At 63.2% G+C, this 17,165-nt stretch carries 13 protein-coding genes and 1 pseudogene; 10 read left to right on the forward strand and 4 right to left on the reverse strand.

From position 1 onward, the window contains the following. The first annotated feature begins 261 nt into the window (after positions 1-261). Entirely contained in the window at positions 262-1,491 is a 1,230-nt protein-coding gene (locus CTA01S_RS14370) for a DNA-methyltransferase (RefSeq protein WP_084362455.1), read from the forward strand. Between the two features lie 1,136 nt (positions 1,492-2,627). Here the strand turns inward: CTA01S_RS14370 and CTA01S_RS14375 are convergent. After that, the gene (locus tag CTA01S_RS14375) at positions 2,628-4,316 is read right to left on the reverse strand and encodes an AAA family ATPase (protein WP_062196579.1); all 1,689 of its coding nucleotides are present in this window, start codon (positions 4,314-4,316) and stop codon (positions 2,628-2,630) included. A gap of 502 nt (positions 4,317-4,818) precedes the next feature. Then, positions 4,819-5,166, reverse strand: a pseudogene (locus tag CTA01S_RS17035) (IS3 family transposase); the annotation flags it as partial. Between CTA01S_RS17035 and CTA01S_RS14385 the strand changes: the two are divergent. The 3 genes from CTA01S_RS14385 to CTA01S_RS14395 all read left to right on the forward strand — a co-directional run bounded on the left by CTA01S_RS14385 (position 5,095) and on the right by CTA01S_RS14395 (position 7,976). Then, the gene (locus tag CTA01S_RS14385) at positions 5,095-6,171 is read left to right on the forward strand and encodes an IS5 family transposase (protein WP_232301078.1); all 1,077 of its coding nucleotides are present in this window, start codon (positions 5,095-5,097) and stop codon (positions 6,169-6,171) included. The pseudogene CTA01S_RS17035 and the gene CTA01S_RS14385 overlap by 72 nt on opposite strands. Positions 6,172-6,434: 263 nt before the next feature. Next, the gene (locus CTA01S_RS14390; RefSeq protein ID WP_062196632.1) at positions 6,435-7,331 is read left to right on the forward strand and encodes a cation efflux transmembrane domain-containing protein; all 897 of its coding nucleotides are present in this window, start codon (positions 6,435-6,437) and stop codon (positions 7,329-7,331) included. Positions 7,332-7,586: 255 nt separating this feature from the next. Next, positions 7,587-7,976 carry an EAL domain-containing protein gene (locus CTA01S_RS14395; protein ID WP_082438493.1) on the forward strand — a complete coding sequence of 130 codons (390 nt, stop codon included), beginning with the start codon at positions 7,587-7,589 and terminating at the stop codon, positions 7,974-7,976. A gap of 199 nt (positions 7,977-8,175) precedes the next feature. On the opposite strand, the gene CTA01S_RS14400 is transcribed toward CTA01S_RS14395, so the two are convergent. Further along, positions 8,176-9,558, reverse strand: a complete 1,383-nt coding sequence (locus tag CTA01S_RS14400; RefSeq protein ID WP_062196584.1) for a heavy metal sensor histidine kinase — start codon at positions 9,556-9,558, stop codon at positions 8,176-8,178. Then, positions 9,559-10,242, reverse strand: coding sequence for a heavy metal response regulator transcription factor (locus tag CTA01S_RS14405; protein WP_062196586.1), 684 nt, complete (start codon positions 10,240-10,242; stop codon positions 9,559-9,561). It abuts the gene before it with no gap. A 175-nt stretch (positions 10,243-10,417) separates the two neighbouring features. On the opposite strand from CTA01S_RS14405, the gene CTA01S_RS14410 reads away from it, so the two are divergent. From CTA01S_RS14410 to CTA01S_RS14435, 6 genes are all read left to right on the forward strand, one after another. Next, a complete protein-coding gene (locus CTA01S_RS14410) occupies positions 10,418-12,277 on the forward strand; it encodes a copper resistance system multicopper oxidase (RefSeq protein ID WP_062196588.1) in 1,860 nt (619 codons plus the stop codon). A gap of 23 nt (positions 12,278-12,300) precedes the next feature. After that, positions 12,301-13,218, forward strand: coding sequence for a copper resistance protein B (locus tag CTA01S_RS14415; RefSeq protein WP_232301080.1), 918 nt, complete (start codon positions 12,301-12,303; stop codon positions 13,216-13,218). Between the two features lie 56 nt (positions 13,219-13,274). Beyond that, entirely contained in the window at positions 13,275-13,787 is a 513-nt protein-coding gene (locus tag CTA01S_RS14420; protein WP_026330412.1) for a cupredoxin domain-containing protein, read from the forward strand. A 210-nt stretch (positions 13,788-13,997) separates the two neighbouring features. Beyond that, the gene (locus CTA01S_RS17070) at positions 13,998-14,294 is read left to right on the forward strand and encodes a DUF411 domain-containing protein (RefSeq protein WP_442752325.1); all 297 of its coding nucleotides are present in this window, start codon (positions 13,998-14,000) and stop codon (positions 14,292-14,294) included. Positions 14,295-14,313: 19 nt separating this feature from the next. Further along, positions 14,314-14,559, forward strand: coding sequence for a DUF2933 domain-containing protein (locus CTA01S_RS14430; protein WP_062196592.1), 246 nt, complete (start codon positions 14,314-14,316; stop codon positions 14,557-14,559). Positions 14,560-14,563: 4 nt separating this feature from the next. Beyond that, the gene (locus tag CTA01S_RS14435; RefSeq protein ID WP_062196594.1) at positions 14,564-16,921 is read left to right on the forward strand and encodes a heavy metal translocating P-type ATPase; all 2,358 of its coding nucleotides are present in this window, start codon (positions 14,564-14,566) and stop codon (positions 16,919-16,921) included. The last annotated feature ends 244 nt before the right edge of the window (positions 16,922-17,165 follow it).

Raw genomic sequence — 17,165 nt, forward strand, 5'->3', positions numbered from 1 at the left:
TACGGCGGCGGGAAGGTGTTGCCGGGGCTCGTTGCAAGGCGACATGCTGAGGGTAGCCTGCTCGTTGACAGACCAATGCCGAACGCCCCGCGGAGCCCCTGATTGGCGTTGCGTTTCTCCGAGCGCCGAGGCATAATGTAATACGAAAACAAGGCTGGGTTTCGTGTTACGTCGGGCCTGGCTGAACAACATTAACGCGAGGAGTCAGGAATGGCTCGACCAACTGTGTCAGAACCCAGAGAAACGACCACGTCGATACGTATGAGCGCTGCAGAGAAGGCGGCGCTAGAAGAACGGGTGAAGACCCTGGGATACAAGACCATCAGTGACTACCTGCGGGCACTTGCACGTGCAGACATCCAGTCTGCAACTCCAAAGGCGCAAGTGAAGCGTATTCCCCGTCCACTGACCGAATACCACCGCACCGCATTGGGAAGCATGTGGAACGGTGACTCGCTGGATTGGATGGAGCGAAGGGAACCCAATAGCGTCAATCTGATCATGACCTCGCCTCCATTCGGCTTGGTCCGTAAAAAATCGTACGGGAATGAGGACGCTCACGCCTACTGCGACTGGTTTCGACCTTTCGCGGAGGGCTTCAGGAAGATTCTTCGGGATGACGGGAGTCTCGTCATCGACATCGGCGGGGCTTGGAAGCCGGGAACGCCGACACGCTCCCTGTACCACTTCGAACTCTTGATCATGCTCTGCGAGGAATACGGCTTTCACCTTGCCCTGGAGCACTATTGGTGGAACCCGGCCAAACTTCCAACGCCCGCCGAGTGGGTCAACGTCCGCCGCGTTCGGCCGAAAGACGCAGTGAACTGCGTCTGGTGGCTCTCCAAGACCCCATTTCCTAAAGCCAGCAACCGACGAGTTCTCGCGCCGTACAGCGAGTCAATGAAGTCGCTCATCAAGAACGGCTATCAAGCCAAGACACGTCCATCCGGGCACGTGATTTCGGAGAAGTTCGGAAAGGATAACGGAGGCTCGGTTCCCCCAAATTTGCTGGCAATCGCAAACACCGAATCGACAGGCGCGTATCAGGAGTACTGCAGAGATAAGGGTCTAGACATTCACCCTGCGAGGTTTCCGGCGGCGTTGCCCGAGTACTTCATCAGAATGACGACCGATCCGGGTGACTTTGTTCTTGATCCCTTCGGAGGATCTTGCGTCACCGGGGCGGTGGCAGAAGCGCTAGGCCGCCGATGGGCTTGCGTCGAAATGAATGCAGCCTACCTCGAAGGGGCAATGTCCAGATTCCAGGGCACGCAAGATTGCCTGAGTGCTGGTAAGCCATCGTCTTACGTCATCCACACACCGTGTGCGGCTGCGGTTGATGAGCGCGAGGTCCCGCTCGTGGCTGACGGTGGTGCCGCAAGGTCGCAGCAGCGAGACCATTCAAGCAGCGGCGATCAGGCTGGCCCAAGGGTAAAGCGCGTCTCCACCAAGGTCGTCAAGACCAACACAGCCGATCGGGCCGTGGCCTAGTCGCAAGGGAGCAGGGCCGCGGCGCGCCAGAGCGATCACGCTTCGCGTCAAAAGGTCGTCGGCACTTTCGTGTTGGCGCCAGGCCGCGTCGCGGGCATAGCCAACGATCTGCCCACATGCTTCCAGAATCGCTCCGGGCGCTGACGCCTCGTTGCCAAACCACTTGCACTCGACAATGCCGAGGACGCGCCCGTCTCGTTCGACCGTAAGGTCGGCGCGCGCGGTACCGGCATTGACCCCGAGTGAACTTGCGAGATCCGCTGCCTTGCGCTCCCCTTCATCAAGATATGGGCGTGAGCGCGCCGCAATCGCGCGTTGCCACCATACTTGAAGGTTTCCAATACGCGCAGCAGGTCGAGTCGTGGCGAACGACATATCGAGTCGGCAGGAGTCGCCGGTAACGGCCGACAATGCGGCAGCCACATCGAGCAGGCAAGCCAATTCGAACAGGCGCCATGTTTCCAACCTCGGGAGCAACTCACACTGGAGTAGCGCTGCTATTGCTTCGGGCTCAAGGTTCTCGATGGCCGTCGCGGTGGAAGCACAGTCCCATGCCAGGCGGTACAGAGGTGCGCGTGCTTTCGCGGCTTGCCTTCGGTCGTGAGCGTTAAGCCTCGCGCGACCCGCAGGCGAATTCAAGATCTCTCGAAGCGGTGCTGTCCGTAGTGCGTCATCGATTACGCTCAGCCGCTCTTGAGCCGGTCCTTCAAACAGCCCGCCTCGGGCATGAAGAGCCGCAGACCGAAGTGCCGTTCGCGCACTGTCCAGTGTCTTGGCAAGCACACGATTCGGTCCCGACAGCCAAGTCCCGGACGCTTCATTGACGATGAATGCGGCCGAATCACATGTGACTGCTTGCAGCAGTGCGGACGCAGCTGCATCTGGTGGTCCAGGCAGTTCGCCGGATACCTCCCTTCGGAACTCTTCGAACGACGGCGAAATCTCACGAGGTCTGCTGGCGCATCTGGAGGCCAGCGCACCCACTGGCTTTGACAGCGCCCACCACATCAAGAGCGCGTCGACGTCATCTCGAGTCAAGCCGGTAACATGCCCACGATACTGTGATCGGGGGCCGGAGCCGAGATATCGAAGGAGGCCTCGAAGGCACGTTGCCTCAAGTGCCGGCTCCTGTTGCGTCACGCAGAGAACTCCCTGCAGTCCATACTCAGTCGATCCGCTCTTGAAGCGTCGAGAGCCCAAGCCGCTGCGACGCTGACTGCCAAATCAGATGCCTCTCGTGGGGACAGCCCGTCCATGAGCGGCAAGATACACATGCGGAACGCGGAGAGAAACGCGTCGGCCGCCGCGCCAGCCGGCGGGGCGAACGCGTCAACGCCATGATCGAGGGCCCGCAGGGTCTTCAAGAAATCTACGATTGGCGCGCCGCCAATTTCGCGCGCGGTGTTGACCGCCCGCCACATTGCCGCAACCGGATTCGCAGGTATCGGGTCGGGAACGGTAAGGCCCAGTCGGCGAGACATCTCTACCGTGAAAGCCTCAAGGTCCGACGGCGCTCCAACCTTAATCCACGCGAAGCGACGGCTCAACGCATAGGAGATCTGGCCCAGTTGCGTCTTGTCGTAGGTGTTGAGCGTGCAGATCAGGCGCCAAGCCGGTTCGGGGGCATGCTCGTGCGGTGCCATGTCGGAGCGCGGTTCAGGCAAGACGACGTGAAAGGGACTTGTCGGATCTGCTGCGTCCGCTCGACATGGCAACACCGACGACTGCCCAGAGAGAATCGAGAAGAGTGGACCCAGAACCTTGTCAATCGGGCAGCGGTTGAGTTCATCGATGATGGTGGGCTTGTCGAAGTTCCTCAGCATCGCGCCGGGGATGAAGCCGATTGCCCCTCCGCCTAACGGCTGGTAGCCACCCACAAGATCTTGCACGCTCCATGCTGAGGATGCGGTAAGCATTAGGTAGGAGCCGTCACCGTCGTCGCGCTCGGAAAGCTCACGAGCCAAGTACTCGGCCAGGGTCGTCTTGCCGGTACCTGGCGGTCCATAGAAGATGATGTGGCGCTTGCCGGAGTTGACGGCCGCCTCAATCTGCCGGTAGATGGACGAATCAATGCCGACGAGAGACGTGTCTTCGGGAAGAGAAAACGGCCCCGTCAACGGCGCTGCGGCAAACACAGCCGAAAGGTTGGCGACGAGGCGGTCTCTCTCAGCGTCTTGCGTGCCGTCGTAGAGATCGGCACCAGCAAGACCGGCGATTGATTGACCGACAACGTCATAGGTCGCGCTGCCAACGGCTGCAGTTGCTCCGGGTACCATTACAAGCGCCCGAAATGCGATGGGGTAGTTGCGCTTGGCTGCGCCGCCGCCGAAGTCGATCGTGCTCGCAGCCGGATTGAAGTCGCTGAGCGCATCGCCGGAAGTACCGGCAGGAAGTGGTCGCGCGAAAGCAATGACGAAAAGGTACTCCCAACCTTGCGGAAACTGCCAGCTTCCTGACCCCGCAGACTTGAGTGCGGGCAGCACGCGAAACGCGCACACCGCGCACGAACCGTCCCTATTGTTGATGTAGCCGATCGTCTTGGCCATCGGAAAGGGATTACCTGTCGCATCAGTTGCAAACCTCGATGCAAACGTTCCATCTCCTTGCTCCTCGACTTGAACGATCCACCGAGGAGGCTTGCTAGTAACAGCCTGCGGGTTGCTCCAAAACCCCGTTGTCTGGCTCGTCGGCTCGCCCAGGGCCAGCGCCCTGGTGCCACAACTCTTGATGGAAAGGCCGCGGGGCGTAAGCAGCGTCGTCTGAATATCATCCTTGAGCGCTTTAAAGACGCCGAGGATGTCTTGAGTAGGTAGCGGAGTAGCCATCAGGTTGCTCTTCTCGTGTCAAGACGATTATTGTCCTGGGCGCAGGTGATTTCGGTCAACAACGCAACGGGCGGCGGACGCATCGTTCTTGGCCGCTGCGTGATCTCCCAGACCTGGTCGACTTCGGGGGCCTCATGCAGCCGGTTGGGGGCGGAGATCAGCCCCACCAGGCGAGGGGCGTGGAAGGGTGAAGCTATGGTGGCAACAATCTAGAATATAAGCTTGTTGTCACTTGGATGAACAGCTTGCATGACCGCAATCCCGCAAATCCTTGCTGCTTTGCAGGCGGCAGGAGTACCGATTCGGTTAGACAGCCGAAGCACTTATCAAGGCTGCATCGGCAGCGTCGATAACTACCCTCGACCGTTGAAGCTCTATGCATGGCAGGTTACTGATAACGGTCGGGCAACCGGAATTGTCCGCCCAGCAGACGAACGCCGTATTCAGGCAATCGCTAGCGGCACCCAAACGATTCATGCATCGGATGACCCCGAGACGGGTTCTACCCCGAAATCACGGACGGTTGTAAAAGGGTTGAGAACTTCTGGTCTTGCCTGGCGACCCTTCGTCGCATCCTCGGATTGTGGAACCGCTCGATGTATTCGAACACATCGGCCCGTGCGGCATCGAGCGTCGGGTAGGTCATGCGGTAGACCCGCTCGCGCTTGAGCAGGCCGAAGAAGCCTTCGCATGCTGCGTTGTCACCGCAATGGCCCACTGGGGCACTTCTCGAAACCTCCCTCCCCCTTGCAGCCCGTGAGCCGGCATGATGTCGCCCATGATCACCCCGCGCATCAAGCCCTCGTCTTTGTGGCGTCACCAGCCTGGCGCTGACCTGTTCGTGCAGGACCAGCGCCAAGCCAAGCTCGGCGGCTTCATCGCCAACCTGGCAGCAATGGACGAACTGATCGACTTCGCGGCCATTGCCGCCCGGGTCGACACCGCCTGCCCTCGCGCTGACCGTAGCAAAGGCGGGCGCCCGCCGTACCCCACCGAGGTGATGGTGCGGCTGCTGTTCATCCAGTCGCTGTACAACCTCAGCGACGAGGACTGCGAGTACCAGGTGCTGGACCGCATGAGCTTCCAGCACTTCTGCCGCCTGGACGGAGCACTGCACATCCCCGATGCGCGCACGCTGTGGAGTTTCAAGCAGCGCTTGGCCCAAGGCGGTCTGGGCGGCCGCGCTATCTTCGAGGCGGTGAGCCTGCAGTTGCAGCAGCACGGCTACATCCCGCGCGGCGGGCAGATCGTGGATGCCAGCATCGTGCAGGCACCGCTCACCCAGGCGAACAAGGACGAGCGCGAAGCGCTCAACGAAGGCCGCAGGCCCGAGGGCTGGAATGCCAAGCGGCTGCAGCACACCGACCGCGACGCGCGCTGGACCAAGAAGCACGGCAAGAGCTTCTACGGCTACAAGGTGCACGCCAACGCGGACGCGCGCTACAAGCTGATCCGCCGGGCGAAGGTCACGCCGGCCAACGCCGACGACGGCCAGACGCTCAAGGAGGTGCTGGACCGCGCCAACACCGGCGCGCGGCTGCTGGCCGACCGAGGCTACGACGCGCAGACCAACCGCCAGTTGCTGCAGGCCCACGGGCTGCGCGACGGCATCGCGCGGCGTGCCAAGCCCGGGCAGGAGCGGCGCGTGCGACTGGACGCGCGCAACAAGGCGATCAACCGCGTCCGCGCCAGAGGCGAACATGTGTTCGCCGGCCTCGAGCAGTTGGGCGGCAAGTGCGTGCGGGCGATGACGCTGGCGAGAAACGAACTGGCGATCCTGCTGAAGTGCGCGGCGTACAACGCCAAGCGGCTGGTCTGGCTGGTGCGCCATGACCCGTGCGGGTGTGCGCGATGAAGGGAGAGGTGCGCCCGCAGAGCCTGCAAACGCAGTTTTGCAGGGCCTCGGGCGCCCGCCAAGGCTGCGATGACGGGGCCTGAGCGGCACCGAGAACCCCGAACTGAACGACGCGAGCGCCCTCATGCCGGTTCAGCCTTCGGAAATGGGGTTATGCGAAGTGCCCTATAGAGTGTTAAATCTCAAAATACCCTCCGGATGCTTGCTGGTTTCTGCAAGAGCCTCGCCGGATCAGGAACGAGAAGAATCAAGGACCAATGACTATGACTGATGAATGCCAGAAATCCTGCGGATGTGCGTCCGAGCGGAAGGCGGAGTCCATGACGGGTGCCACGCCGACCGGGACGGGAAGGATGAGTCTGTTCTCGGTGCCGAAGATGGACTGCCCTTCGGAGGAGCGCATGATCCGGCTCGCGCTCGAGAATACGAGCGGGCTGGCCGCACTCGAGTTCGATCTTGGCAAGCGCGAGTTGCGTGTTTTTCACGACGGCCCCGTCGAACCCATTGCAAGCAAGCTTGAAAGTCTCGGCTTGGGCGCCCGTCTCATTGCGTCAACTGAATCGAATGGCCCGCACACTGTCGATGGGCAAAGCGACAGCCAGCCGTCCTCCGAGCAAGAGTCTCGCGCTCTCAAATGGTTGCTTGCCATCAACGCCGCCATGTTTGTCGTCGAAGTGACGACCGGGTGGATTGCGCAGTCCACGGGGCTCATGGCTGACTCACTGGACATGTTCGCGGATGCCGCCGTCTACGGGCTCGCGCTCTACGCCGTCGGCCGTCATACCGGGCACCAGCTGAAGGCGGCGCGGTTGTCAGGCTGGCTGCAACTGTTGCTCGCGCTCGGCGCAATGTCCGAGGTGCTGCGCCGCTTCGTCTTTGGTAGCGAGCCCGAGCCACCGCTCATGATGGGGATCGCGCTCGTTGCGCTCATTGCAAACGTTACCTGCCTTGTCTTGATCTCCAGTCATCGAAAAGGCGGCGCTCACATGAAGGCAAGCTGGATTTTCTCCACGAACGACGTGCTGGCAAACCTGGGGGTGATCGCGGCCGGGGCGTTGGTCGCCTGGACAGGATCGCGTTACCCCGATTTGGTGATTGGCTCGCTCATCGCGCTGCTGGTATTGAACGGTGCGCGGCGCATCCTGCGCCTCGGTGCCTGAAGCAGCGAGCGCGGGACATGCCGCCCCGGCAATATCAACGACTGAATTCCCGCCCTGGAATTTCACGCTGCGCTGCCCAATCCAATGGCAAGGCTCGCCGGATCAGGCGCTCCAGCACAAGCCCGACTGCCTTTTCCACCACGCACGCCTCGACGATGTCAGGTGCAAGCCGGGTCAGTTGCGCGATCCGACTTGCATGCCCCCGGTCAATGCTCTCGGCTGCCGCGATCTCGGTGATGGAGGGTCACGCGCGCCCTGACCTCGGCCGGGTTTGCGCTGTCCATCGATGATTTCGGCACCGGGTATTCCTCACTGGCTTACCTCAAGCGATTTCCCGTTCATAAACTGAAGATCGACATCTCGTTCGTGCGGGACATGCTGACCGATCGCAACGATCTCGCCATTGTGTCCGCCATCGTTGCCATGGCGAAGAGCCTCGGCCTCAAGACCCTGGCCGAAGGTGTGGAAGAGGCAGCGCAGGCGGAACACTTGCTGGCATTGGGTTGCGACGAAGCACAGGGGTATTACTTCGCCCGTCCGGAGCCGGCCGAGGTTTTCGCGCGCAGGTGGTTGCAAAGCGCATGTCCGAGTCATGATCTCGGTCAGGACGTGGATCGCCAAGAGCAAGGCCACCTCGGTACATGACGGCAAAGCCGCTCCATGGCACCGGGCCCCGGCGCATGATCACGCCCTCGAGTTCTCTCAAACTCTTCGTAGCGTTCACGCTGATCCGTGATCGGGAGCCGTCAGCCCGGTCGGTTCAACAGCGATCGGGGCCATTGCCTCTGCGAAAGCGCACAGACCAAAGGCACTTGGGCTGGCTCGCCCCAACTGCTTCACCTCATCAGGTTCCGCCTGGGAACTCCAGGCAGAACCGGGTCCTGCCCTGCGCGGACGTCACGCTGATCGATCCTCCATGGGTTTGCATAATGGCGCGGGTAATCGCCAATCCCAGCCCTGCGCCGTCGGTTTCCGGATGTGACCGCGATGGGTCAGCACGGTAAAACCGATCGAACAGGCGCGGCAGTACCCTCGGGTCGATGTCCTCGCCGGTGTTCTCGACGCTCACCCGGGTGGCTTGGGAAGACTGGCTGATCTCGATCGTGACCTCGCCATGTGGCGGGGTGTGGCGCAGCGCGTTCGAAAGCAGATTGCTCAGGGCACGGCGGAACATCAAGCGATCACCGACGATCTCGCCCTCACCACGCTGAGCCAGTCTGACGCCCTTCTCCTCGGCGACCGCCTCATAGAACTCGATCAGGGCGTGCGTTTCCTCGGCTGCCGAGAAACGTTCCCGGTTCGGCAGCATCATCCCGCGTTCGGCCTTGGCCAGGAACAGCATATCGGACACCATGCGGCCCAGACACTGCAGTTCCTCGGCATTGGAAGCCAGGATCTCCCGGTAGGTATCGGCATCCCGCCGGGTAGCCAACGCGACCTGGGTCTGGGTCAGCAGGTTGCTCAGGGGGGTGCGCAGCTCATGCGCCAGATTCGACGAGAACTCCGACAGTCGCGTGAACGCGTCTTCCAGCCGGTCCAGCATCTTGTTGAGTTCGTGAGCCAGATCGGCCATTTCGATGGGTACCGCCTCGACGGGCATGCGCTGGTGCAGCCGCTGGCTCGTGAGCGTGGTGGCTCTGGATTTCATGGCACGCAATGGCGCCAGCCCCTTGTACGCGGCAAACCAGCTCAGCAAGCCACAGATGACGATCGTCACGACGGCATAGGTCATCAGGGTGCGCCGCAACTCCAGCATGAACCGTGTGTGATGCGCCGTGTCCATGGCAACGAGGATGTCCAGCCGCGTCGTTGCGTCATAGGCTGGAATAACCCGGACAAGCATCCCGCGAAACGCCTGCCCTTCGTCGGCCCAATGGATCAGCGCGTCGTTGCCGTTGCCTTCATCCGCCGGTGACAGTTCGCGCGGGAGGCGAAATCCTTCGGACTGGAAGAGCGTTTCACCTTTCGAATCATGGACGCTGACGTACAGCCCGTGATGGTGGCTCAATGCCTCACGCAGCAGCCACTTGGCGTCCTCGGCCGAATTGGATCGCGCCAAAATATCCTCGATCAGGTGCTGCTTGTCCTGCAGCGCCATGTGATCCAGCTCGATGAAATGCCGCTCGGATGCAGCGATGACCAACAAGGCCAATCCAAACACCACAGCCCCAGCCGCCAACGTAAAGAAGAGGGTGAGCCGGGTCGTCAGTGACAGGGAGCGAAACATTCAGCGCTCCTCCGGTGCTTCCAATACGTAACCCATGCCACGTACGGTGTGGATCAGCTTGACCTCATGACCCTCATCAATCTTCGCGCGCAAGCGCCGGATGGCCACCTCGATCACATTGGTGTCGCTGTCGAAATTCATGTCCCAGACCTGCGAGGCGATCAGCGAGCGGGGCAGGACCTCGCCATGACGGCGCATCAGCAGTTCCAGCAAGCCGAACTCTTTGGCACTCAGACTGATCCGTCGCCCGCCGCGTGAAACGCGTCGGCGCAGCAGGTCCAGTTCGAGATCGGCCACGCGCAGCACGGTGCTCTCGTTGCCACTGCGCCCCCGGCGCAGGATCGTGCGCACGCGGGCCAGCAATTCGGCAAAGGAGAAAGGCTTGACCAGATAGTCGTCCGCACCGAGTTCAAGGCCTTTGACCCGGTCTTCCACCTGATCGCGTGCGGTCAGGAACAGCACCGGCATCTGCAGGCCGCGATGGCGCAAGGACTGCAGTACCTGCCAGCCGTCGAGGCCGGGCAGCATCACATCCAGGATGACCAGGTCGTACTCGCCCTGCAAGGCCAGGTGCAGACCATCGGCGCCGTCTTGCGCCAGATCGACCACGAAACCCGCTTCGCTCAAGCCTTGTCGCAGGTAGTCGCCCGTTTTGGGTTCATCTTCGACGATCAATATCTTCATGCGGATGCTCGGCCGTATCCGATAAACGCCAGTGTGACGATTTTTAGCGCACCTGACGCATTGATGACAAACATGTAATCGTTCAGACAGCTTCCTGACAGCGGTGCGCCCCTAGCATCCCAGCACTCATCCGCCGAATTAGAAACTCACTGCAGAAACTCTCCGCGAGGATCCCATGCCCCCTTTGAGACCGTTTCATTCACCATGGCCGTCCGTGCCCTCGCGGCGGCGCTTCGTGCGCGGCTTGGTCGCCGGCGGCGTGATGGTCGGCCTGTCACCCTGGGTGCGTGCTGCGGCGCAGGGGCTGGCCGACACGCGCACGGGTGCGGCGCCCGTGCTCAGCGGCACGAACATCGACCTGGTGGTTGCCGAGTCGCCGGTCAACTTCACCGGCAGGCCAAGGATGGCGACCACCATCAACGGCTCCATCCCGGCGCCAACGCTCAAACTTCGGGGAGGCGACACGGTCACCATCCGCGTCACCAACCGCCTGCGCGAGGCCACCTCGATCCACTGGCACGGGATCATCCTGCCCTACCAGATGGACGGGGTGCCTGGGGTCAGTTTCCCGGGCATCGCCCCTGGCGAAACCTTCACCTACCAGTTTCGCCTCGAACAAACCGGCACCTACTGGTATCACTCGCACTCCGGCATGCAGGAGCAGACCGGCATGTACGGGGCCTTGATCGTCGAGCCGCGTGAGGCAGACCCCATCCGCGCCGACCGCGACCATGTCGTGCTGCTGTCCGACTGGACCGACGAAGACCCCATGCGGGTGCTCGCCAAGCTCAAGGCGCAAAGCGACTACTACAACTTCAATCAGCCGACGGCGATCGATTTTTTCCGTGACGTGGCCGACATGGGGCTCTCCCGCGCACTGGACAAACGTGCGATGTGGAACCACATGCGGATGAACCCGACCGACCTGGCCGATCTCTCGGGGGCGACATTGACCTACCTGATGAACGGCGTCACCCCTGCCGGCAATTGGACTGGCCTGTTCCGGCCGGGCGAGCGCGTGCGTCTGCGGTTCATCAACGGCGCGGCCAACACCTTCTACGACGTGCGCATCCCGGGGCTCAAGATGACGGTGGTGCAAAGCGACGGGCAGAACGTCGAGCCCGTGACCGTCGATGAGTTCCGCTTCGGGCCGGGCGAGACCTACGACGTGATCGTCACGCCCCGAGAGGACGCCTACACGATCTTCGCGCAATCGATGGATCGAACCGGCTTCGCCCGCGGCACGCTCGCGGTGCGCGAGGGCTTGAGCGCCGCCGTGCCTGCGCTCGATCCCGTCGAATGGCTCACCATGGCCGACATGATGGGCGCGATGGACCACGGCGCGATGGGGCATGGCGGCTCGGCCATGGGCGCGATGGACCACGGCGCGATGGGCCACGACATGCCGGGCATGAAGCACGACATGTCCGGCATGAACCATGGCGCGATGGCCATGGATCACGGCCAGCACGCGATGCATGGCATGACAGGCGGCGCGATGGCCAAGCCCAGCGCCACGGTCCGTCACGCACGCACGGAATACGGCCCAAGCACGGATATGCGGGTGGACATGCCGCGCACCAATCTTGACGATCCGGGCATTGGCCTGCGCAACAACGGCCGGCGCGTGCTGACGCTGGCCGACCTCAAAACGATCGGCGGCCCTCTCGATCCTCGCGGGGCCGAGCGCGAGATCGAGCTGCACCTCACCGGCAACATGGAGCGCTATACCTGGTCGCTCGACGGCCTCGAGTTCGGCAAGAGCACGCCGGTGCATCTGAAGTATGGCGAGCGGGTGCGCATCATCCTGCACAACGACACGATGATGACCCACCCGATGCATTTGCATGGGCTGTGGAGCGAGGTGGAAACACCCGACGGGCAGTTCCTGGTGCGTCGCCACACCATCCCGGTGCAGCCCGCGCAGCGCGTCAGCTTCCTCGTGACCGCCGACGCCCTGGGGCGTTGGGCCTGGCACTGCCACCTGATGTTGCACATGGACATGGGCATGTTCCGTGTGGTGGTCGTGTCATGAAACTCATCCCAAGTAGATTCGCCATGAAACCCTGCTCTCTCTTCACGGCGGCGCTGGTGCTGCTCGGTGCGGCGCCCGTCTGGGCGCAAACACCGACGGAAGGCGGCGCCCATGCCGCGCACTCGGGCGCGGCTGCCGCCCCAACGCGCGCCCCATCGTCCGCGAACGCCACCATGGACCACGGCAGCATGCGCATGCAAGGCGGAGCCGCCCCCGCCGATGCCCGCGATCCGCACGCGTATGCCAATGGCTTGACCTTGGAGTCGGGCCCGTACGCATTTCCTGGGCCACGGCAACTGCGGCTGTCCGATGAACATGCGTTTGGCAGCGTGCTCCTCGATCGCCTGGAGCGCGTCGACACGAAGGACGGCAACGCCACCGCCTATGAGGCGCAAGCCTGGTTCGGCGGCACCTACGACCGCCTGGTCCTCAAGGCCGAAGGGGACGTCGCCGACGGCAAACTGGAGGAGGCACGCACCGAGGTCCTTTGGGGCCACGCGGTGGCTCCGTTCTGGGACACCCAACTCGGGGTGCGGCAGGACAGCGGCGCCGGCCCTGACCGGACTTGGCTCGCTGTGGGCATCCAAGGGCTCGCCCCGTACTGGTTCGACGTCGATGCCACGGCCTACGTCGGCGGCGCGGGACGCACGGCACTGCGCCTGTCGGGCGAGTACGAGCTCCTGCTCACCCAGCGCCTGATTCTGCAGCCCCGCATGGAAGTCAATCTGTATGGCCGGCGCGATGAAGCGCGTGGCCTGGGCAGCGGGCTGGCCGATGCCACCACAGGGCTGCGCCTGCGTTACGAATTCTCGCGCCAGTTCGCGCCCTATGTCGGCGTCGAATGGGCGGGCAAGTTTGGACAGACGGCGGATTTTGCGCGCGCCGAAGGGCAGCGCACCCGGCAAACGCGGTATGTGGCGGGCGTGCGCCTGTGGTTCTAGCAGCGCCCACGCACAACCACGATCTCATTCACGAATCCCATCAGGAGCATCCAATGATGAAGAAAACCTTGAGCGTTTTGGCGCTGAGCGCGTTGCCTGTGTTGGCGCTGGCCGCCGGCAATCATCAGGGCGGCCATGGCATGGCCGGGCACGACATGCAAGGCATGCACGGTTCGATGCACGGTGGCGCATCACACTCCAACGTCGGCAAACCAGGCGATCCCGCCAAGGTCGACCGCACCATCGAGGTGGTCATGGACGACTCGATGCGGTTCACGCCCGCCACCATCACGGTCAAAAAGGGCGAGACGATCCGCTTCTTTGTCAAAAACGCGGGCAAGGTGCCGCATGAAATGGTGGTCGGCTCCTTGCAGGAGCTCAAAGAACACGCTGAGATGATGCGCAAGATGCCCCAGATGCAGCATGCCGAGCCGAACATGGTGACGCTCCAGCCTGGCCAGCGCGGCGGGCTGGTTTGGCAGTTCGATCAGCCCGGTACGGTGGACTTCGCCTGCCTCATCCCCGGCCATATGGAAGCGGGCATGGTGGGCAAGATCGTCGTCGAGTAAGCAGCGTCACCGGGGGTCCTTGTCATGCACCAAACCGGTGATCAACCGTTCCCCCGGCGGCGCAGGCTGCTGCTGGCGGTGCTTGCGCTGAGTCTTCCCTCCCTGGCACCAGCCGCCGCACCGCAGACGCTTGCCGTGCAGGTGTGGAAGGACCCGAACTGTGGGTGTTGCAAGGACTGGATTGCCCACCTGGAGAAAAGCGGATTCCGCGTGAGTGCCGTCGACCAGGGCAACAGCGCAGCCCGCACTCGCCTCGGGATGCCGCAGAAATTCGGTTCCTGCCATACGGCCCTGATCCAGGGCTATGTGATCGAAGGCCACGTACCCGCCACGGACATCCAGCGGCTGCTCAAGGAAAAGCCCCAAGCCCTGGGCTTGGCGGTGCCGGGCATGCCCATTGGTTCACCCGGCATGGACGGGCCGGTGTATGGCGGCCGACGTGATGCCTACCAGGTCTTGCTGGTTGGGAAAGACGGGTCGGCACAAGTGTTCAGTTCCCATCCATGAAGAAACCCCTCACCCGGCGATGAGCGCGACGCATCATGATCACCACCCCGACACGCGTGGCTCGTCCGGCCTGAGCCGGCGTGTCAGGATCGCGTTGCTGATGGTGGCCCTCATCGGCGGCTTCTACCTGCTGCGCGAGCACTGGAGCCATGTCGCAGGCAATTGGGTGTACCTGTTGCTGCTAGCGTGCCCGCTGATGCACCTGCTGCATGGCCACGGCAGGCATGGCGCACTGCCCGACAACCGCCCCGACAAAGAGGCCTGAAGCCATGGACCTGCGATCTGCGCACGACCACCGCCGACACACCCACGACCACCCGAGCGCACAGCAGCGGGCCGAAGGTCTGAAGGACCCTGTCTGCGGCATGGACGTGACCGCGCAGTCCGAGCACCACGTCGAACACGCAGGCCGGCGCTTTTATTTCTGTAGCGCCCGGTGCCGGGCGAAGTTCGTCGCCGAACCGGCGCGCTATGCCCACAGCGGCCACGCGCCTTCGCCTGTCGAAGCGCCGGCGCTGGCCGCAGGAACCATCTACACCTGCCCCATGCACCCCGAGATCCGGCAGGATCACCCCGGCTATTGTCCGAAGTGCGGCATGGCGCTGGAGCCGGTGCTGCCCGATCTCCAAGAAGAAGAGAGTCCCGAGCTGCGCGATTTCCAGCGCCGCTTCTGGTACACCCTGCCGCTGACCGTCATGGTCACTGTGCTGGCCATGTTCGGCCACCAGTTGCATTGGTTCGAGGCGCGCACACAGACCTGGATCGAACTCGTTTTGTCCCTGCCCATCGTCCTGTGGGCGGGCTGGCCGTTCTTCGTGCGCGGCTGGCAGTCCGTGGTCCATCGCAGCCCGAACATGTGGACCCTGATCGGGCTGGGCACCGGGGCGGCGTTCGTCTACAGCGTGGCGGCGACCGTGGCCCCACAACTGTTCCCGGACTCGTTCGTGTCCATGGGACGGGTCGCGGTGTACTTCGAGGCGGCGGCGGTGATCATTTCCCTGACCCTGCTGGGGCAGGTACTGGAACTCAAGGCGCGTTCGCAGACCTCGGCCGCCATCAAGTCCTTGCTCGGACTGGCCCCCAAGACCGCCCGGCGCCTTCGCGACGATGGCACGGAAGAGGACGTGCCCCTGACGCACATCCATGTCGGCGATCGGCTGCGCATTCGACCCGGCGAAAAGGTTCCGGTAGATGGTACGGTAATCGAGGGCCGCAGCGCCGTGGACGAATCGATGCTGACGGGCGAGCCCCTGCCCGTGACCAAGCAGGCAGGCGACAAGGTCATCGGCGCGACACTCAATACCAGTGGCGCGCTCGTCATGGTCGCCGAACGTGTCGGCGCGGCGACCATGCTGTCCCAGATTGTGCAGATGGTGGCGCAGGCGCAGCGCTCCCGGGCGCCGATGCAGCGCATGGCCGATGTCGTGGCGGGCTATTTCGTGGTCGCGACGGTGTCCATCGCCGTGCTGACCTTTTTTGCCTGGGGCCTGTTCGGGCCGGAACCGCGTTGGGTTTTTGGCCTCATCAACGCCGTGGCTGTGCTGATCATCGCCTGCCCCTGCGCGCTGGGCTTGGCCACGCCCATGTCGATCATGGTGGCGACCGGGCGAGGGGCTACGCAGGGGGTGCTGTTTCGCGATGCCGCCGCGATCGAGAAAATGCGCCAGGTCGATACCCTGATCGTCGACAAGACCGGCACATTGACCGAGGGCCGGCCGCGCTATCAGACGACGATCGCAGCCGAAGGCTTCACCGCCGGCGAAGCCTTGCGACTGGCTGCCAGCCTCGACCAGGGCAGCGAGCACCCGCTGGCGGAAGCCATCGTCACGGCCGCACGCGAGCAGGGCCTGGTGCTCTCACGCGCCGAGGAGTTCGACTCGCACTCAGGCATCGGCGTGCGCGGGCGCGTCGATGGACATGCCGTGGCACTGGGCAACACCGCGCTGATGGAACAGCTCGGTGTGGACGTGCGGCCATTGGCCGAGCGGGCGGAGGCGCTGCGCGGTGAGGGTGCCAGCGTGATGCATCTGGCCGTCGATGGCGTGCTCGCCGCAGTCCTGGCCGTCGCCGACCCGGTGAAGAAGACCACACCGCAAGCGCTGGCGTCGTTGCGCGCGGAGGGCTTGCGCGTCGTCATGGCCACGGGCGACGGTCTGACCACGGCCAAGGCCGTGGCGGCGCGCTTGGGCATCGATGAGGTGCATGGCGAGGTCAAGCCCGCCGACAAACTGCAACTGGTGGAGCGGCTGCAGCGCGAGGGGCGTATCGTTGCGATGGCTGGTGACGGCATCAATGATGCCCCGGCCTTGGCAAAGGCCGACGTCGGTATCGCCATGGGCACCGGCACCGACGTGGCGATGAACAGCGCACAGATCACGCTCGTCAAGGGTGACCTGCGCGGTATTGCGGTGGCGCGCGCCTTGTCAGTGGCCACGGTCCGCAACATGAAGCAGAACCTGATGTTCGCCTTTCTCTACAACGCACTGGGCATTCCCATTGCGGCCGGCGTGCTGTATCCGCTCACCGGTTGGCTGCTTTCACCGTTGATCGCCGCCCTGGCGATGAGTCTCAGCTCCGCATCGGTGATCGGCAATGCGCTGCGTTTGCGCGGCGTCCGTCTTGTCTGAACACGAGGATCGTCGCGCGTGCCGTGGTGGGTGCTGGGCGCACACCCAGATCGCTGGGTCTGTCGTATCGGTTGCCACCCGACGTTGGACACCTGATCCCTATCGAGGCCTGGAATGCTCTCGACCACGGCACCTGAGCAGGATTGCCCGGGATTGCTCAATCGTTGAGAGAGTGGGTTGGATTCCGGTCGCGTCTGCACCACCACCATTCAACGCCCAACCTCTATCGGTTGGGCGTTTTCAT

This window comes from Caldimonas taiwanensis NBRC 104434 (assembly GCF_001592165.1).
GTDB classification, from domain to species: Bacteria; Pseudomonadota; Gammaproteobacteria; order Burkholderiales; family Burkholderiaceae_C; genus Caldimonas; species Caldimonas manganoxidans.